We start from the raw sequence: 17,852 nt of genomic DNA, 5'->3' as shown, positions 1-17,852 counted from the left end.
CCCCCACCATGCGTTTGCGGGCATACTTTCCGGTAAACGCATGGTCCGCCACCCACCCGGACGGCGGCTGTCGGAACGCTCGGATCCCACACATCCCACGCCGATCGATCGTATCGACGTGATTGGCCGAAAAGAGGTTCATAATCGTCTCGCCCCTTCACCCGGGTGACTGAACCTGCACTACGGCGCATTGACGGCCGGGCCACCGCGCCGCCCTCCGCCCGCCACCCCCCGCCGGCACCCGCGGGGAGGGGACCCGGCCCGCGGGCTTGCGATCCGGCCTCCGCCCCCGGCCACCGACTCCCGGCGCCGGGTCATCTGGGCCGCCGGGGGGGCGGCAGGTCCTGCGGGAGCGGCTCCGCCGGATCGCCCGGACCGGCCACCACCCAGGCCACACCCCCCGCGAGGACCGACGGCCCGTCGTGGTGCGGGCGGCGGCGGGTCAACCGCACGCTCACGTACGCGTCCGCGTCGGGCACCGGGATCCGCAGCGCCCCGGCCAGCTCCCGCCCCCGCCGGTTGCCGCCCACCACCAGCACACCCTCCCCCCGGAGCACCGCGGCCGCCTCACGGACCAGGCGGGCGCCGTCGCGGCGCCGCGTCACGGCCCGCAGCGCCGCCTCGGGCACCGGCCGCCCCCGCACCCGCCGGAACAGCTCCGCCGTGCGGTCCACCGCGGACCCGGGCGCCAGGACCGCGGCGCGGTCCGCCTCGGACAGGCGCAGCAGGACGTTCTCCGGCAGCGGCGCGCCGCGGCGCAGCCACAGCACCGCCGACCACGCCTCCGCGGCGAGCGGTGACGCCGCGTCCCGGCGCACCGGCGCGACCGCCGTCTCCGGGCGTATCCGCAGCAGACCGGCCGACCAGCGGGCGTGCGCGTCGTGGACCCGGACGACCAGGCAGATGTCGCCGTGCTCGGCCCGCGAGGACGAGGCCCAGCCCCGGGCGCCGCCCAGGGACAGCCTCAGCCGGAACGGCGGCGCGGCGGGGAACAGGCGTCGCAGCGCCAGCTCCAGCCGCGGCCCGATCAGGGCCTTTTCCCGGTCGTCCAGCCCCACCGCGTCGTAACGGCCGGTGCCCTCCGGGTCGAGCACCGCGTCCAGGGACTCCCGCACGGCCGCCGCCATCGCCCGACCGTCCGGGTCGAGGTCGTTGAACAGCCGGGCCAGCATGAGCAGTTCGGTGTCGTACACGGACAGGTCGAGGTGCGGAGCGAGGACGACGCACACCACCCGGCCGTCCGTCCAGGTGACCTCGCGCGGCACGAACCGCCCGGCCACGAGCCCGGCGCCGTCCCGGGGACCGAGTCGGCCGAACGCCTCGGGCGAGACGCACAGGACGGGGTGGAAGGGGAAGTTCTCGCAGAGCGCCCGGAACTCCGAGGATCCCAGCATGGCCGCCGTGAGCCGCACGTCCGGGCCGGACTGCGCCTCCTCCGCGCCGGACCCGCCGGTGGAGCCCACGTGGACGGCCAGGCGCGCCGCCGGGTGCCGCCCGGCGGCCTCCAGCTCGTCCGGCAGCCGCTCCGCCAGCCCGCCGAGCAGCGCGTCGAGCGGGACACCGGGGGGCAGGAACAGCAGGCACCGGTCCTCCTCGACCAGAAGTCGGTGGCCCGACAGCCCCGGTACGCCGCTCTCGTTCAGGGAGACCAGGGCCAGCGAGAGGGCCTTACCCGTCGCCAGGTGATCACCGTCCGTCCCGACGGCGACGATGACCGGGGGGCCGGGAGGGCCGGCATCCGTTTCGAACGCGGCGTCGAGCAGCCGCCGGGCCTCCTCCCCGTCCGCCTCCGTGCCGGGGCCGTCCAGCTGCTCCAGTGCCCTCAGCGCGACCCCCGGGCCTCGGCGTGCTCGCCGAGTGCGATCAGGGTCCGCGCGATGCGGATCAGGAGCCGGGCTTCGGCGCAGGCGTCCCCGCCCTCCGTCTCGCACTGGGCGAGGAGCGCCCTGCGCACGGCGAGCAACTCGCGGTGCCGACCGGCCTCCGCGAGCGCGTCCTCCAGCGCCAGGAGGGCACCGCGCATCAGGGGGTGGGGGACCGAGTCGGCGTAGCAGCCGAGCGCCTCCCGCACGATCGGGAGCACCTCGTCGGCCCGGCCGAGGCGGACGAGGACCGACGCCAGGTCCAGGCAGGCCGCCGCCGTGCCGAAGCGGTCGCCGTCGGCGCGGAAGGCGTCGAGCGCCCGCCGCAGGAACCCCTCGGCCTCGGCCGGGGCACCCCTCGCCGCGGCGAGCTGCCCGGCCAGCCGTTTCACCGGTCCGCGCAGGGCGCCGTCCCGCTCCCACTCCTCCTCTGCCACCCCCTCCAGCGCCGCCGCGGCGTCGGCGACCGCCCCGGCGGCGTACCGCGCCAGGGCCAGGGCCGCCACGGACCGGCGGAGCACCGCCCCCTCGGACCGCCCGGAGGCCACCCGGATCACGGCCCTCGCGGCGCGCTCGAACCGCGACCGGTGGGCGGCCGAGGCGCCGCGGGCGTGGAGGAGCAGCAACAGGTCCGCCAGGCGCTCCGGCGGCAGGACGCCGGCCGTGGCGGCCAGCACCAGGGCGTTGTCGAGCCAGACGTGCCGCGAGGCGGGGTCGTCGGCGGCGCCGGCGGCCCGCACCCGCAGGTTCTCCGCGAGGGCGGAGCCGGGGTGGTCCTCCTCGTACAGCGCGGCGGCGCGGGTGAGGTGGTGGCTGACGAGCCGCCGGAGGTACGGCTCCGCCGCCACCTCGTACCCGCCCTCCCGGCCCACTTCGCGGCGCACCTCCTCCGGCATGCGGTACACCCCGGCGCCCCGCCGGTCCAGCAGGCCCGCCGCGGCCAGCCGGCCGAGTACCGCGCGGGCGGCCCGGTCGTCCCCCAGGAGGGCCCAGGCCTCGGTGCGGGTCAGTTCCCCGGTCGGTACGAACGCGAAGCGGCGCAGCGCCTCCCGCTCCCGGTCCGGCAGGGCCCGCAGGCGCAGGTGGAGGAGGACGGCGGCCGGGTCCTCCTCCGGGAACGGACGCACCGCACCGGGCCCGACCTCGTGGGCCAGCCGGGACAGCTCGGGCAGGGACGGCGCGGAACCCGAGGCGATCCAGGAGCCGACGATCCGGAGGGTGAGCGGCTGCCGCACGCGGCCGGCCGTCAGCTCCCGCAGGGCGGCGTGCTCCCCGTGCTCCCGCAGGCCGGCCCAGGCGGCGAGGAGCTCCACGGCCCCGTGGTCGGACAGGGACGCCAACCGGTACCCCTGCGGCACGTCCCCCCGGGTCGTGGCGAGCACGGCGCAGCCGGGTGCGGACGGCAGCAGCCGCTCCATCCGCGCGGGCTCGGGCACGTCGTCGAGGACGAGCAGCACACGCCGCCCACCGACCGCCTCCGCCAACGCGGCTGCCAGCTCCTCGGTGCCCCGCGCCTCCTCACCGCCGGACGCCCCCAGGGAGGACAGCAGACGGTGCAGCGCCGCCTCGGGCGGCACGGGGTGGTCGCCCGAACCACGCATGTCCACGAAGTGCCGTTCGCCGGGGAAGCGGTGGGCCACGTGCAGCGCCAGTGCCGTCCTGCCCGCGCCGGGGCCGTCCCCGGCCGCGGTCACCCACACGGTCCCGGCGGCCGGGTCCACGAGCCGGGCGAGGAGGGAGTCGGCGGCGTGCTCTCGTCGGACGAACCTCTCGGGCGGGGGCGGGAACACGCCGGACGCGCCGGGCCCGCGCCCCTCCCCGTCCCCGCCGGACGCGGGCACCCTCTCCCCGGGCACCGCCAGCCCCAGCAGTTCCAGCGTCTGCCGGGACGCCCGGGCGAACGCCTCCTGCTCGGCGGGCAGCTCACGGGGTGCGGACGCGTCGTACGCCACCGAACGCAGCCCCGGCCGGCCGTCGCCGAGGGACGCCACGTGCCGGTCGAGGGCCTGGTGGACCCGCCACGCCTCGTGCGCCGGGAGCCGTCTCCGCAGGACCGCCCGGACCTCCTCGGGCAGGAGCAGCTCCAGCGGACCGGAACCGCCGGAGGGCTGCTCCAGCTCGAACAGCCCGCTCGTCACGGCCTCCGCCACGTCGGCGGTCGTCGCGTCGGGCACCAGCTCCCGCCGGATCACGTGCAGCAGCCGCAGGCTGAGCCGGTCGAACGGCGCGCACAGCACCGCGAGCCGCACCGCCCGGGGGGCGGCCGTGCGGAGGAAGCCCTCCGCGGCCGTGCCGGGAGGCAGCGGTACGGCGCGCCTCCGGGGCCGGCCCGGAGGCCGCCCGCCCGGCGGGACGAGGACGGCCGTGCAGCCCTCGGGAGCGCCGCGCATCGCGGCCCGCGACCAGCGGTCCAGCGAGTGCGGCGACAGCGACAGCACCGGGACCGGCAGCCACGCCCCCGCCTCGCGCCGGTCGGCGTCCCCGCCGGCGGGCGTGCCGCCGCGCGGGGCGCCCGCCGGCTCGGGGAGGCCGAGCAGCGAGGGGGCCGCGTGGGGGAGGCGGCTGCGGTGGGCGCCGGGTGCGGCGGGCGTGAACCGGACCGTGGGGAGGTCCAGCCCGCCGCGCCGCCACAGCTTCGCCGGGAGCGGGTTCAGCAGTGCCGTGGGCGTCGTGGCCGCCCACTCCCGCAGCAGCCGCCACACGGGCGACGTGCGCCACGGTGCGGACACGCAGTCGGACACGACGACGACCAGCCGCCGCCCGTCCGCCTGGCGCAGCTGGCCCGGCGCCTGCGGGCGACCGGCCCCGTCGAACAGCAGGTCCCTCACCCGGAGCGTGCGGAAGGCACCCAGCCGGTCGAGGACGGCGGTGAAGTCGTCGAGGGTCTCCTCCCACACCCGCATGTTGGGGGAGCGGTCGACGACCAGCGTCAGGTCGAACCACCGCTCGGGAGCGGCGGAGAACACGGGAAGCAGCTCACCGCTGCGGGCGTAGCCCTCCACGGTCGCCTCGATGTCCAGTGCCGCGCGCCGCCCCTCCGGCCAGGGGCGTTTCCACGGCCGCAGCGCCCGCGTCACCTCCAGCGCGCGGGGCAGTCCCGTGGCGCGGGGCGCCGCCACGGCGTGGCCGCGCAACCGCGTACCCGCCCCGGGCAGCCGCTCGTGCAGCCCGCGCGCGTCGGCGGGGGGCGCCGCCGCGTCGGAGGACGCCGGCGCGTGCGGCCGCTCCGGCGGTCTTCGCGGCGGCCGCTCCGGATCCGCCCCCCTCGGCGCGGGCGCGTCGCCCCCCGGGGCCGCGGACGGCGGCGGAGCGGGCGCGGGCGGCGCCGGGCGGTCGCGCGCCATCGCGGCCGCCAGCCAGAGGGCCTCCGCCAGCGCCGTACCGTCGAGCCCGCCGGGCCCCGCGCCGCCGTCCTCGGCCGGGTCGAGGTGCGGGACGGCCGCGCGCAGTGCGGACAGGACCCGGCCCAGCGCGTCAGGCACGGGACAGCTCCCGCAGCAGCAGGTCCACGACGGCCTGCCGCCGCTCGTCGTCCGGTGCCCCGTCCCCGGTCAGCAGGTGGACGGCGTTGAGCAGCTGGTCCACGGCGAGGCTCTCGCCGGCTGTGAGCCGCCCGACGAACGTCTCCACCAGCTCTCCGGCCGCCTCCGACCGCGCCGTGTCGGCGCCCAGGTGTGCCGCGACGACCCTGAGCAGGGTCTCCGGCGTCGGCATCGGCATCGTGAAGCGGATGCACCGGCGCAGGAACGCGGCCGGGAAGTCCCGCTCCCCGTTGCTGGTCATCACGATGAACGGGAACTCCGTGCACCGCACCCGGCCCCGCGTCACCTCGTGGTACGCGTCGCCGCCCCACTCCCGGACGGCCACCACGTCCCTGCCGTACCGGGCCAGCTCCGGGATCTCGAACTCGCCCCGCTCCAGCACGTCCAGCAGGTCGCTGGGGAGGTCCAGATCGCTCTTGTCGATCTCGTCGACCAGCAGCGCCCGGGGCCGGCGCGTCGGCAGGAGCGCCGTGCCGAGGGGGCCCATCCGCAGGAACGGCGCGATGTCGTCGCCGCCGTCCGGCCCCTCCAGCCGCTGCGCGTGGATCCTGCCCAGGGCGTCGTACCGGTACAGGGCGTCCGTGAGGCCGCTGCGGGACGTGATGTGCCAGCGCAGCACCGGACCCAGGCCCAGCTCCACCGCGACCTGCTCGATCACCGTGGACTTGCCCGATCCCGCCGGGCCGGTCAGCAGCAGGGGGCGGCGCAGGAGCAGCGCGGCGTTCACCGCCTCCACCAGGCCCCGCGGGGGACGAACTGCTCGTGCAGGGAGCTGCGGGGGAACACCCGCCACGGCGGCGGCGGGGCCAGTTCCACCCGCTCGCGCGGCGTTCCGGTCCCCGCGTAGAAAGGCTGCCAGGTCATGCGGGACTCTCCCCATCCGTCGTGAACTGCTCGAACCACCTGCAGAACTCCAGCCACTCCGCGTCGTCCCACACGGTCCGCATCCGCGCCAGGTGCCTCCGCCCCGCCCGACCGGAGGCCGGGGCGGGGCGGCCGCTCCACCGGTCGCGGTACGCCCGGCAGAACTCACCGGGCAGCAGGTGCCAGTACGCGTCCAGGTAGCGGCGCGCCTCGGTCGGGACGCCGTGGGCCTCCTCGTCCGGCCACAGCACGATGGGGGACGACGCGAGCAGCGTCTCGAACAGGTCGCCGAGGTGCGGCGGCCGGTGCTCCAGCGCGACCGCACGCGTGCGCGGCCCGCCCAGCAGCCGGTCGCGGAGCTCCCGCACCTGCCGGGTGTCGGTCTCGCCGAGCCACTCCAGCCGCGTGCCGTCGGGACCGCCCTCCTCCATGGCGCGGAGCGTCCGGCGCGCCCGGTCGTTGATCCACCACAGGTGGTCGGGCGGCTGGATGCGGTCGCTCCACCGCAGGACGACGTCGTACTCGGCACCCAGCCGCATCCCGAAGTCGGTCTCCTCCGGACGCCACTGCAGCAGCAGCGCGGCGGGTGCGGCGACCTCCACCCGGCGCAGCGGTACGTCCACGGCGGCGGCCAGCCGGGACGCCCACCGCAGCACGGCGCCCAACCGCAGCTCCACACCGGCCCGGTCCGGGCTGCACGCGAACTCCTCGCGGTCGCACACCTCCCCGCCGTCCAGCAGCCAGGCCGCCAGCGACTCCGGCCACTCGTCGCCGACGGCCGCGTGCAGGCTCACCACCAGTCGCAGCCGCGTCTCACGCGTCCGGTCGGCGAGCCGCTCGAACGCGTCGTTCAGGTCGATCACCGCTCCCAGGGCCGCCGCCCAGCCGCGCACGGCGGGCGTCCCCGGCTCCACGCCCGTCCCGTGCGCCAGCAGCGCCACGAAGTCGACGAGCGGCCCCAGCCGCCGTCCCCCGCCGTCGGCGCCCGGAGCAGCAGGTGCTCGACGGTGTCGCGCAGCAGGTCCGTGCCCGACGCGGCGGGCGGCGACTGCACGGGGCCGGGGCACGCCGCGGTGAACGTCCGCCGCAGGAGCCCCGACGTGAGCGGTCTCCCGGGCCAGGCGCCGAGCAGGCCGACGGTCCGCGCCGCGGCGTCCAGCGCGTCCACCACGTCGAGCGCCCACTCCCGGGCGGGGGACGGCGGGGCCGCCACCAGGGCGCACCGCACCGCGTCGAGGTCCCGGGCCGTGGTCACCGGCCCGGCGGGCGGCGCCCCGTCCACCGCGGCGACCGCCCGGGTCAGCTCCTCCGCCCCGACCCGGCCCAGCAACGCGCCCGCGGCGGGCGCGTGCCGGGGGTTGCGGGCCAGCCACAGTGGACCGGACCCGAAACGCGCCCCGTCGAACTCGGCCCGCAGGATCGCCTGCCCCGCCGTGCCGCCGTCGCCGCGCACGGCCTCCACGACGGCGTCCGGGGCCAGGGTCCCGCCCGCCGAGGGCAGCCCCTCCCGGAGCACCCTCACCAGCGTCCGGCTGAACCGCAGCCCGTACGCCTCCTCCGCCGCACCCGAGCCCATGAGGAGCGACAACCGCGTGTCGCCCTGCCGGATGCCGTTGGCGACGGACTTCAGATCCGGCACCGCGTTCCCCGCGTGGCACGTGTCCACGATGGCGATGACACCCGCCAGGCCCCGGGTGTCCAGCGCCTGTGTCAGAAGCGACCCCACGTCCACCGCCGTCAGAGGCGCCTCCGCCAGCGAGTCGCCCGCCATGAAGTACAGCCCCGCCCCGGAGGCCATTCCGTGGCCGAGCAGCGCCACGACCAGCACCGCCCCCGCGTCGCCCGCGTCGAGCGCCGCCGTGCGGATCGCCGCCTCGACGTCCGTGCGCGTCACCCCGCCACCGCACAGCAGCGTCGTCCTGCCCGGAGGGTCCTTCTCGCAGCCGCCCGCCCACGGCGCCGTCAGCGTGTCGTGCAGCGCCCGAGCCGCCTCCTCCAGTTCCTCCAGCGGACCCAGGTCGGGGCACTGCGCCCCGATCACCAGGGCGTGCCGCGGGCCGGTCATGACCCCGCGGCGGCCAGGGCCTCGACGAGCGGACCCGCCACGGCGGCCTGCGCCAGGTACTTGGCCGCCGGGTGCACCCAGGCGCCGTCCGAGTCGACCCGGCTGCTCACGGGGCGGACCGAGGAGGCGTTCGGCAGGACGAAGTCCTCCAGCCGGGGACGAGCGGCCACGATGTCGTCGCGGTCCCAGAAGTTGAGCCACCGGCCCACGCACGCCGGAGCGCTCGGCGGTTGCGGACGCACACGGGGCAGCACCGCCGTCCGCGTCCCGATCGGCGACCCCAGGGTGATCAGCAGCGGCACCTCGCCCCGGTGCGCGTGCAGGGCCTCCAGGGCGACCACCGTGCCCAGCGAGTGCGCGACCACCACCGTCGGCCCGTCGGCGTCCAGGCAGGCGGTCACCCTCCGGCGGATCCGGACGTCCAGGTGCGCCCCGTCCTCCCCGGGCTCGTCGCGGTTGAGGTAGCGGGCCACCTGACCGAGCGTGCCCGCCGTGAGCCGGGCGCTGAGCCAACCGCCCGCGGACCGCAGGCCGGGCAGCGCCATCAGGCTCGTCAGCGCGTTCACGACGTGCCGGCCGGGCGCACCCGCCCCCTGCGCGTCACCGGGCGGGGCCAGCTGCGTCCGGGCGTGGTGCAGCACCCGGGCCTCCCCGGGGGTCGTCGCCGGGTCCGCCAGCCGTTCGTCGACGGCCTCCAGCAGCAACCCGGCGACCAGCTCCTCGCCCCGACGGGACGCCCGCGGCCCCGCCGCTGCGGCCCCCGTCCCCTGCGAGCCGGGCGTGCGGAACAGGTCGCCGTAGTAGGCGAAGCGGACGTCGGCGGCCCAGCCCCCGGTCAGCCCGGACAGCCTGTCGCCGTGGCCGGCCGCGCGGGCGCCGTGCGCCGCCGCGCGTAACCACTCCTCCAGATCCGCCTCGGCGTCCCGGGGACCTCCGATGCCGTGGACGAACACCAGACGAGGTCTCACCGCTCCCCCCTTCGTCGGCTTCTCAGCGGAGAACGATCTTTTCGCGTGGAGAGGAGGACCGGCAACCCCTGTGGACGACCCCGGCGGACGGCGCGGTTCCGCCGTGCGCGCGGCACCGGGGCCGCATGTCGTCGCGACCACCTACCCGCGTCGTGCCGCGGCGCTCAACTCCGCGTACAGATCCGTCCCCGACCAGCGGCGGGACCGCCCCGCAACGGCCGCCTCCGCCTCCCGCACCAACTCGACCAGCCGCGCGTTCACCGGGGCGCGCAGACCGTGCCGGGCGGCCAGCGCCACGACCTCCCCCTGCAGCGTGTCGATCTCCGTGGGCCGGCCCCGCTCCAGGTCCTCCCACATCGACGACCGGGCGTGCGCGTCCACCCGCAGCGACGCCGCCGCCACCCGCCGGAACACCCCGTCCGGCAGGCGCAGCAGCCAGGGCGTCACCGACGCCGGTACGGGCCCCAGCCGCGCCGGGGCCACGCCCTCCGCCCGGTACGCCGCCAGCGCCTCCTCCTGGCACAGCGCCAGGCACCGCCGGTAGGCCCGCGCCCCCAGCTGGTCGCGCAGCGGCAGCCCCGACAGGGCGTTGACCGCGTTGTTCAGGTTCATCAGCAGCTTCGCGTACTGGACGCACCGCATGTCACCGTGCGGCTCGACCTCCAGCCCGGCCCGCCGCAGCGCCGCCGCCAGCGGCCCCGCGTCGGGCGCGTCGTCGATCATCAGCGCACCGGTCGTGCCCTGGTGGAAGGCCGCGGGACCGGTGCGCACCACGTTGTACCCGACCACGCCCGTCAGCACCGCCGTGCCCGCCGGCAGGGCGGACCGCAGCGTCTCCGGGCCCCGCAGCCCGTTCTGGAAACCCACCACCACGGTGTCCGCGCCCAGGTACGGGCCGACCGCCTCGGCGGCCTCGCGCGCCGCTCCCGACTTGACCGTGACCAGCACGTAGTCGGCGCCCGACACGTCCCGCGCCTCGCTCGACGCCCGCAGCAGCGCCGGGGCCACCCGCAGGTCCGGACGGCCCCCGCCCGTCAGCCGCAGCCCCCGTTCCCGTACGGCCTCCATCGCGGAGGGGCGGCCGACGAGCGTCACCTCGCAACCGGCGGCGAGGAATCCGCCCAGGTGGCAGCCGATACTCCCCGCGCCGAACACGGCGATCCTCAGTGGCATGCGGCCAGTGTGACGCCGGCGCGCACCGGAGTCGAGGTGCGCCCGCGTCCGCGTCCGTCACTCCCCGCCCGTGCCCGCCGCCGCGTCCGCCTCCCCGCCCGCGTCCACCTCCGTCTCCCCGTCCACGTCCGCGGAGGGGGCGCGGTCCCGTCTCCACACGAGACGGACGGCGAAGTTCACCTCCGTCGTGCCCTTCGCCACGACGATGCCGCCCTCGCCGCCCACCTTGAGGCCGAAGTCCACCACCGCCTCCTGGGGCCCCAGGCGGCGGAGCACGCCGAAGACCTGCGCCAGGGCGGGGCCCAGCTGGTCGAGGGCCTCCTGGAGCGACACCCGGGCCCGGTCCGCGACCGATTCGCCGGGGAAGCCCTCCGGGCCCACCGGAACCAGGCCGTCGTCCACCTCGAAGACGGCCGTGCCGTCACCGCCGTCGCCCACCTCGAAAGTGATCAGCCGACTCACGGGGCCAGTCTCGCGCAGCCGCGCGCCCACCGCACACCGGGCCGCCCGAAGGGGCCGACCCCGCCACCGCGCGCGACCGCCGCCCCGGGACGCCCCCACCGGGCGTCCTCCTCCGCGGAAAGTGTTGTCACGGCCGTCTCGCCCGATCTCCCCTTCGCCGGACCACAGCCGGCAGTCCTCGCAGGAGAGCGGAGAGCGAAGTGACCGTGCAGCACCCCCGAGACCGACAGGACCACCCCGGCCGCCGGGCCGCCGCGGCGCCGCGGCGCCACGCGAAACGGCGCTGGACCTACCAGGGCGTCGGCACCGTCGTCGCCGGCGCGGTGGCCGTCGCCGCGGTGGTGGCCGGCACCGCCGTCCTCGACGGCCCCGGCGGGGAGGGCGGCTCCCTGACCGCCCGTACGACGGCGCCCGTACCGCTCCACGGTGACCGCTCCCCGAGCGCCTCCGCCGCCACGGCCCCCGCGGACCCCCGCACCCCCGGGCCCGGCCCGTCCATATCGGCACCCCCGTCGCCGCACGCCCCGCCCGCCGTCCCCGCCCCCGCCCGGACCGCCCCCGCCCCGCCGGACCGGCACACCGCGGCCGGCCCCCCGAAACCCCCTCCGCCCCGCCCGCCGCGCGCCGGGGCGGTGCGGGCCCCCACCGGGCCCGCCCCTCCCGGCCCGGCGGGGCGGCCGCCGATCACGCGCGCCGCGTCCTCGACCTCGTCAACGCCGAACGCGCGAAGGCCGGATGCCCCGCGCTCCACGCCGACGCCCGCCTCCAGAGGGCCGCCCAGGGCCACGCCGACGACATGGCCGCCCGCGGCTACTACGCGCACGACACCCCCGAGGGGCGCAGCGCGGGCGACCGGATCGGGGCCGCCGGCTACCGCTGGAGGACCTGGGCGGAGAACATCCACCGCGGTCCCCGGGACCCGGACACCGCCGTGCGCGACTGGATGAAGAGCCCCGGTCACCGCGCGAACATCCTCGACTGCGCCTTCCGGGACATCGGCGTGGGCGTGACCCTCCGCTCCAACGGCCCGTGGTGGGTGCAGAACTTCGGCGTCGCCGCCTAGTCCCCCGCACCGCCTCTCACGCCGGGCCGGCCAGGATCTGCACCCACACGGTGCCCTCCGGTCCCGGCACCGCCGCCACACCGGTGTCCCGGTAGCGGCAGCCGAGCATGTTCCGCTCGTGGTACGAACCGTCCATCCAGTCGGCGACGACCGCCGCCGCGTCCCGGGGGCCCAGATGCAGGTTCTCGGCCCACGCGGCCGCGTCGTACCCGGCGTCGGACATCCGCGCGTCCGCCTGCCGGCCTTCCGGGTCGGCGTGGGCGAAGTAGCGCCGCGCCACCATGTCGCGCGCATGGGACCGGGCCGCCGCCGTCAGCCGGGGGTCCAGGCGCAGCGGGGCGCAACCGGCCTCTGCGCGCCGGGCGTTGACCAGGCCGGTCAGCCGCTGCGCCGTGCTCGGCCCGATCGTGCGCCTGACGCTCGGAGACGCCTCCGGCACCGGCGCCGCGGAGGCCGCCGGGCCGCCGGGAGCGGTCGGCGCGGGGGAGGCGGCGGGGGAGGGCGTACGGGACGCGCCGGACGCCCCGGCCGGGGACGCCGGCGCGGCGGCCCCCCTCGGGGCCCGGTCCTTCTCGATGGGTACGGGGGCGTCGGGCGCCGCCGGCCACAGCGCGGCCAGCAGTGCGCCGCCGACCAGCGCGCCCCCGGCCGCCGCGGGCACCCACCGGCGTGCCGCGTCCCCGACCGGACCCCCCGGGCCGGGGCCCCCGCCGTGCGCGGCGCCCTCCCGCACGGCGGGGGCCCCGGCCGCCGTACCGCCCGGCACCGCACCGGACGCGGAGGCGGCCGCCGCACCCGCCCCCCGCGCCCGCCGCGGGCACCGCCGGGTACCCGGACAGCGGGGCGACCAGGACCAGACCGGCCAGCAGCCCCTCGGCCGGCATCAGACCGGCCCGGTGCCCGCCGCAGGCGCGGCAGCCGCGGACGTGCCGGGCGACGCGCTTGCGCCACACCGGGGCCGGCCGGCCGTCCCAGTCCGCCGTCAGCCGCGACAGCACACCGCACCGGGGCTTCGCCGCCAGGGCGCGCACCACCACCCGGCCCGTCTCCAACCGGGCCTTCATCCGCTGCACCCGCACCGCCGCGTGCCGTGCCGAGACCCCCAGCGCCTCGGTCAGCTCCGCGCGCGTCAGCCTGCCCGCCACCTCCTGCCACCACAGGGACAGCAGCGCCCGGTCGCCCTCGTCGAGCCACCGGGTCGCCTCGGCGACCTCCCGCCGCTGGCCGGAGAGGCCGAGCCGCAGGATCGTCAGGTCCACGAAGTCCCCCGCCGGATCAGGCCGTTCCACGACGTGGTCCAGCGACGCGACCGGTGCCTGCCGGCGGTCGTTCCAGCGGCGGCGTACCTGGTTCATCGCTATGGCGACCAGCCAGGAGCGGAACCGGGACGGCTCGCGGAGCCCGTCCAGCCCGTCCAGCGCCCGGAACATGGTGTCCTGGACCACGTCGTCCACGTCCGCGTGCCCGTCCAGCGCCCGCCCCACCACGTTGTAGACCAGCGGCAGGTAGTCCTCGACGAGCCGCTCACGCGCCCGGGCGTCCCCCGCCCGCGCCGCGCTCACCAGTTCCGGTACGTGCTCGCTGTCCCTGTGCATGCCCCGCCTCGCCCCGTCGTTCCGCACGGTCCTGTGGTCGGGGGATCCCGCGGCGCGGCCCCGACAACGGAAAACAGCCGGACCCTACGCATCCCGGTCCGCCCGCCCCAACCCCCGCCGGACGGAAGGTGCTCACCGACCCTTGCCGAGCGCGGAGCGCGGAAACTACGTTCCACGTGAAACCGTCCAGGTCCGGGCCGAAGGCCCCCGCTTCCGGAGTCCACATGCCGCTGAACGTCCCCGCCGGCTCGCACATCCTCTTCCAGGGCGACTCGATCACCGACGGCGGCCGCGACCGGCGCCCGCACGCCGACGCCAACGCGGCCCTCGGACACGGCTACGTGTACCTGGTCGCCGCCCGCGCCGCGACCAGGGCTCCCGGCCACCGGTGGCGCGTCACCAACCGGGGGTGAGCGGCGACAGGGTCACCGAACTGGCCGCCCGCTGGCAGGCGGACGCGCTCGACCCGGCCCCCGACGTCCTGTCGGTCCTGGTCGGCGTCAACGACGCGTGGCGCGTGGTGGACGGCGAGTCCTGCGACATCGACGCGGACGACTTCCGCGCGGTCTACGACATCCTGCTCACCCGCACCCTCCGGGCGCTCCCCACGACGCGGGTCCTGCTGTGCGAGCCGTTCTGCCTCCCCGGCGGCCCGGGCGCGGACTTCGACGAGGCGCTCGCCGCCCAGGTGCAGTTACGGCAGCACGCGGTCGCCGAACTCGCCGCCGCCCACCACGTGGAACTCGTCAGACTCCAGCCCGTGTTCGACGAGGCACTGCGCCGTGCTCCGGCGGCCCACTGGGTCCGCGACGGCGTGCACCCGACTCCGGCGGGCCACCAGCTGCTCGCCGACGCGTGGATCAGCGCCGTTGCAGCCGGGCCGCCCGGGCGCTGATGTCGGGCAGCCTCGCGTACAGGGCGGCGCCCGGGCAGCGGGTCGCGTAGCCGTCCGTGTGGCCCCCGACGACGGGCAGCACGGCCGCCGTGCCCTCCGGGAAGCGCGATTCGCCACTCGTCGAGACGAGGGTGACCGTACCGCGGGGATCGGCCCCGGAGGGGTCCAGTTTCCAGGCGACCAGCCGCGCGATCGCGTCGATCATCGGCTCGGGCACCCGGACGCCCTGCGAGAACGTGCCGATCGCCGCGATGCCGACGGTCCCCTCGTTGAACCCCTTGGTGTGGGCGCCGACCACGGCCCGGTCGACGCCGCCGGCCCGGCCCTCGTAGATGGTGCCGCAGGCGTCGACGAGGAAGTTGTAGCCGATGTCGTCCCAGTCCCGACCGTGGGCGTGCCCCGCGTACAGGTCGCGCAGCGTCGCGGGGACGCTCGCGCAGTCGTACCCGTTCGGGGTGCTCGTGTGGTGGACGACGGCGGCCCGCACCGTCGGCGCGTACCGGGCGGCGGGCGCCGTCGAAACGGTCTGGGCGCCCCACGCGGCGCGGGTCACGATCACCGGCCGCGGGCCCTGGTGACGGGCCGCGCGCTGCGAGGCGGCGCCTCCGGGGTCGACGGCGCCGTGCCCCCGAGGGCCCGACGAGGGTCCGAGGACGAGGTTCGCCGTCACGAGCACCCCGAGGACGGTCAGCGACGTGGCGGCGCGGGCCCCGCGGGTCTGCGGCAGACGCATGCTCCCCGCCTCCTCCGCGGCGAACCGCCCCGGCCGTGGTCTTCCTCCTCGTCGGGACCATCGTCGCCGACGGTGCCGACGGCCGCCCGCCGGAGTGGTCCGTACGGGACGGCGGCGCCGGGCCGCGGCACGGACGACCGGCGCCGGGCATCCGGCGGGGCGCCCGCCGGATGCCCGGGCGACGACCACCGGGGCCCGTGTGCCGGCGTCGGACGGCCCGGGGACGGCCCGGCGGGACGCCGGCCGGCGCCCGGGGGCGGGCGCGGCGACCCGAGCGCCGCCGGGTGCCGCCGTCGATGTCAGTGCCGCGCCCTACGGTCTTCCCAGTGGGACCCGCGGAACAGGCCGCCGGGTCCGCTCGGGGAGGGGCTGCCAGCCATGTCCGCTGTGTCCGCGGAGACGACGTACCTGGAGCTGTCGCAGGACGGCGGTGGTGCGCACAAGTTCTACGAGGTGGCCGTCGACGGCCAGGTGGTGACGGTGAGGTACGGAAGGATCGGGGCCGCCGGCCAGACCCAGACGTCCGCCTTCCCCACGGCGGAGAAGGCGCGCGCCGCCGCGGCGAGGAAGGTCGGCGAGAAGGTCCGCAAGGGGTACGCGCCGGCCGTCCCGGGGCAGCGGGCCCCGCGCTCGGTGACCCGCCGCCAGGTCGCGTCGGCCCCGTCGACGGCCCGCGCGGTCGCACCGGTGCTGTGGCGGTTCCGGACGGGATCGTCGGCGTTCGGCGTCCACGTCGACGACGACCGCTGCTGGGTCGGCAACCAGGCGGGCGACGTCTACACCCTGGACCACGACGGCGCCGTCCTCGCCCGCTTCAGCCTGCCCGACGGCGTGAAGTGCCTGGTCGCGGACGACTTCTGGATCTACGCCGGCTGCGACGACGGCCGCGTGTACGACCTGTCGTCGAAGCTCCCGTTCGCGGCGTACGACATCGCCGCCGACGTGGACATCTTCTGGCTCGACATCCACGAGGGCGTGCTGAACGTGTCGGACCGCGCCGGCCGGCTCACTGTCATCGACCACGAGGACGAGCACCAGTGGGTCCGCCGCGGACGGGGCGAGCACGCCTGGATGGTCCGCGCCGACGACCGGGCCGTCTACCACGGCCACCACCGGGGCGTGACGGCGTACGCGCCCGACGGCGGCGGCGAGGTGTGGCACACGGAGACCCGCGGCGGCGTCCTCTTCGGCTGGCAGGAGGACACGGCGGTGTACGCGGGGACCGCGCACCGCGTCGTGCAGCGGCTGTCGAAGGACGACGGCCGGATCGAGGCGACCTACGCCTGCGACGGCGCCGTCTACTCCTGCGCCACGTCGCCCGGCGGGCGGTTCGTCTTCGCCGGTGACGCGGCGTCCTCCGTGTATTGCTTCGACCGGGACGGCACGCGCCTGTGGAAGCTCGGCACGGGCGGCGGTTCGGCCCTGTCCATGCAGTACCGGGACGAGCGGCTCTACCTGGTCACCACGGACGGTTCACTGGTCTGCGTGGACGCGGGGGAGGCGGCGATCGGGGCCGCCCAGCGCGGCACGGTCCCGGTGGCGCGGGACGTGAAGCTCGCCGCCGCCCTGCCGACGTACGCCCCGGTGACGGCCCCGGCCTCGGTGGCCGCGGTGGCGGACGCCCCGGCGGGCTCGGTCGTCGTGGAGTGCGTCCAGGACGGCGGCAGGCTCCGGGTGCACGTCGTGTCCGAGGGGTACGAGCCGTCGTGGAACGTCCAGTTCCCGCGCGCGATACGGGAGCCCGGCGCACGGTACGCGGTGGACGCGCTGCACGCCGCGGCGGGCGGCTTCTACCGGGTCCGCGGCGACATCAGGCGGCTGCTGTGACCGGGGCGGGCGGCGCGTTCGAGGCGGCCACCGGGGACGGCCCCCCGCTTCCGGAACCGGAGACCGACCCGACGGCGGCCGGGCGGCGTGCCGCCGAGGTCCGGGCGGCGTACGAAGGGCTGCTCCAGATCCGGCGGCTCACCACCGCCGCGGGCGGCGACCCCGGGGGCGTACCGGCCCCGTGGGAGCGCAACCGGCCGGTGAGGGCGGTCGCCCTGGCCCTGGAGGCGGCCGGCTTCCCGCCGTCCGCGCTGGACGCCGGGGGGCGGCGCGTGAGGACCGGCTACCGCGTCGGCCCCGGCGAGCGGCCGGGGCAGGTGCGGGTGGAGTGGCTGGGACCCCCGGGCGGCGGCGCCGCGCAGGAGGAGGAGACCGCCCTGGCCCGTTGCGCCCGGGCACTGGAGCGGCTGGGCTGGGAGGCCCTGCTGTACCGGGGTCCCCGGCGGCGGCGCCACCTGGAGGTCGAGCCGGTGCCCGCCCCCGGCTGACCGGGGCGGACACCCGGAACACCGCCGTCCCGCGCCGCCGGCACCGGCGCCGGAGCCCTGCGCGGCGGTGCCGGCGGCGCGGCTTCCCCGGCCGCCGACCCGGCCGCCGACCCGGGCGGCATGTCCAAAAGGTGAGACGGCCTTTCCGCGGCGGCCGCGTCATGCAAAGATCGCCGCCATGCAGCGCCAGCTCATTATTAGCGCCAGCGTGCCGGCACCGAGATGACCTGGAGGCGAACCCTCCCAGGCGGCTCACCGCCCGCACGCAGACCTCTCGCACTCCGCGAGGGGTCTTTTTGTTTTCCCCCTCGGTCC

12 protein-coding genes and 3 pseudogenes are annotated in these 17,852 nt (G+C 77.4%); 5 read left to right on the top strand and 10 right to left on the bottom strand.

Annotated elements, in window-relative coordinates; translation table 11 throughout:
* Positions 1 to 314: 314 nt before the first annotated feature.
* The 7 genes and pseudogenes from LUW75_RS01790 to LUW75_RS01755 all read right to left on the bottom strand — a co-directional run bounded on the left by LUW75_RS01790 (position 315) and on the right by LUW75_RS01755 (position 10,936).
* Positions 315 to 1,931 (bottom strand): NaeI family type II restriction endonuclease, encoded by a 1,617-nt coding sequence (locus tag LUW75_RS01790; protein ID WP_250334051.1) that lies wholly within the window; start codon positions 1,929 to 1,931, stop codon positions 315 to 317.
* The gene (locus LUW75_RS01785) at positions 1,823 to 5,344 is read right to left on the bottom strand and encodes an SAV_2336 N-terminal domain-related protein (protein ID WP_250334050.1); all 3,522 of its coding nucleotides are present in this window, start codon (positions 5,342 to 5,344) and stop codon (positions 1,823 to 1,825) included. Before LUW75_RS01785 ends, LUW75_RS01790 begins: the two co-directional genes overlap by 109 nt.
* Positions 5,337 to 6,268, bottom strand: a pseudogene (locus LUW75_RS01780) (MoxR family ATPase). Before LUW75_RS01780 ends, LUW75_RS01785 begins: the two are co-directional and overlap by 8 nt.
* A pseudogene (locus LUW75_RS01770) lies at positions 6,265 to 7,844 on the bottom strand (vWA-MoxR associated conflict system protein). The pseudogenes LUW75_RS01780 and LUW75_RS01770 overlap by 4 nt, the downstream one beginning before the upstream one ends.
* Positions 7,845 to 8,329: 485 nt before the next feature.
* The gene (locus tag LUW75_RS01765) at positions 8,330 to 9,301 is read right to left on the bottom strand and encodes an RBBP9/YdeN family alpha/beta hydrolase (RefSeq protein ID WP_250334047.1); all 972 of its coding nucleotides are present in this window, start codon (positions 9,299 to 9,301) and stop codon (positions 8,330 to 8,332) included.
* A gap of 141 nt (positions 9,302 to 9,442) precedes the next feature.
* The gene (locus tag LUW75_RS01760; RefSeq protein ID WP_250334046.1) at positions 9,443 to 10,474 is read right to left on the bottom strand and encodes a 2-dehydropantoate 2-reductase; all 1,032 of its coding nucleotides are present in this window, start codon (positions 10,472 to 10,474) and stop codon (positions 9,443 to 9,445) included.
* 57 nt (positions 10,475 to 10,531) lie between these two features.
* A complete protein-coding gene (locus LUW75_RS01755; RefSeq protein ID WP_250334045.1) occupies positions 10,532 to 10,936 on the bottom strand; it encodes a CU044_2847 family protein in 405 nt (134 codons plus the stop codon).
* Positions 10,937 to 11,435: 499 nt separating this feature from the next.
* Here LUW75_RS01755 and LUW75_RS01750 point away from each other — a divergent pair, with 499 nt between their 5' ends.
* Positions 11,436 to 11,999 (top strand): CAP domain-containing protein, encoded by a 564-nt coding sequence (locus LUW75_RS01750; protein WP_250337510.1) that lies wholly within the window; start codon positions 11,436 to 11,438, stop codon positions 11,997 to 11,999.
* A 16-nt stretch (positions 12,000 to 12,015) separates the two neighbouring features.
* Here LUW75_RS01750 and LUW75_RS01745 read toward each other — a convergent pair whose 3' ends face one another.
* A complete protein-coding gene (locus LUW75_RS01745) occupies positions 12,016 to 12,660 on the bottom strand; it encodes a CAP domain-containing protein (RefSeq protein WP_250334044.1) in 645 nt (214 codons plus the stop codon).
* Positions 12,661 to 13,105: 445 nt separating this feature from the next.
* A pseudogene (locus LUW75_RS01740) lies at positions 13,106 to 13,594 on the bottom strand (sigma-70 family RNA polymerase sigma factor); the annotation flags it as partial.
* A gap of 224 nt (positions 13,595 to 13,818) precedes the next feature.
* Between LUW75_RS01740 and LUW75_RS01735 the strand changes: the two are divergent.
* Both LUW75_RS01735 and LUW75_RS01730 read left to right on the top strand, forming a co-directional pair.
* Positions 13,819 to 14,007 (top strand): SGNH/GDSL hydrolase family protein, encoded by a 189-nt coding sequence (locus tag LUW75_RS01735; RefSeq protein WP_250334043.1) that lies wholly within the window; start codon positions 13,819 to 13,821, stop codon positions 14,005 to 14,007.
* Positions 14,004 to 14,489, top strand: coding sequence for an SGNH/GDSL hydrolase family protein (locus tag LUW75_RS01730; protein WP_250334042.1), 486 nt, complete (start codon positions 14,004 to 14,006; stop codon positions 14,487 to 14,489). The genes LUW75_RS01735 and LUW75_RS01730 overlap by 4 nt, the downstream gene beginning before the upstream one ends.
* On the opposite strand, the gene LUW75_RS01725 is transcribed toward LUW75_RS01730, so the two are convergent.
* Positions 14,455 to 15,222 carry a peptidoglycan recognition protein family protein gene (locus LUW75_RS01725; RefSeq protein WP_250334041.1) on the bottom strand — a complete coding sequence of 256 codons (768 nt, stop codon included), beginning with the start codon at positions 15,220 to 15,222 and terminating at the stop codon, positions 14,455 to 14,457. The genes LUW75_RS01730 and LUW75_RS01725 overlap by 35 nt on opposite strands.
* Positions 15,223 to 15,600: 378 nt before the next feature.
* Between LUW75_RS01725 and LUW75_RS01720 the strand changes: the two genes are divergently transcribed.
* Positions 15,601 to 17,049, top strand: coding sequence for a WGR domain-containing protein (locus tag LUW75_RS01720; protein WP_250334040.1), 1,449 nt, complete (start codon positions 15,601 to 15,603; stop codon positions 17,047 to 17,049).
* On the top strand, positions 17,046 to 17,537 hold the full coding sequence (locus tag LUW75_RS01715; RefSeq protein WP_250334039.1) for a hypothetical protein: 492 nt from the start codon (positions 17,046 to 17,048) through the stop codon (positions 17,535 to 17,537). Before LUW75_RS01720 ends, LUW75_RS01715 begins: the two co-directional genes overlap by 4 nt.
* Positions 17,538 to 17,852 lie beyond the last annotated feature (315 nt).

The sequence above is a fragment of the Streptomyces sp. MRC013 genome (genome assembly GCF_023614235.1).
In the GTDB taxonomy this organism is placed as follows: Bacteria; Actinomycetota; Actinomycetes; order Streptomycetales; family Streptomycetaceae; genus Streptomyces.
Note: the sequence above shows the minus strand (reverse complement) of the source record. Positions and strands in the feature narration are given on the sequence as shown.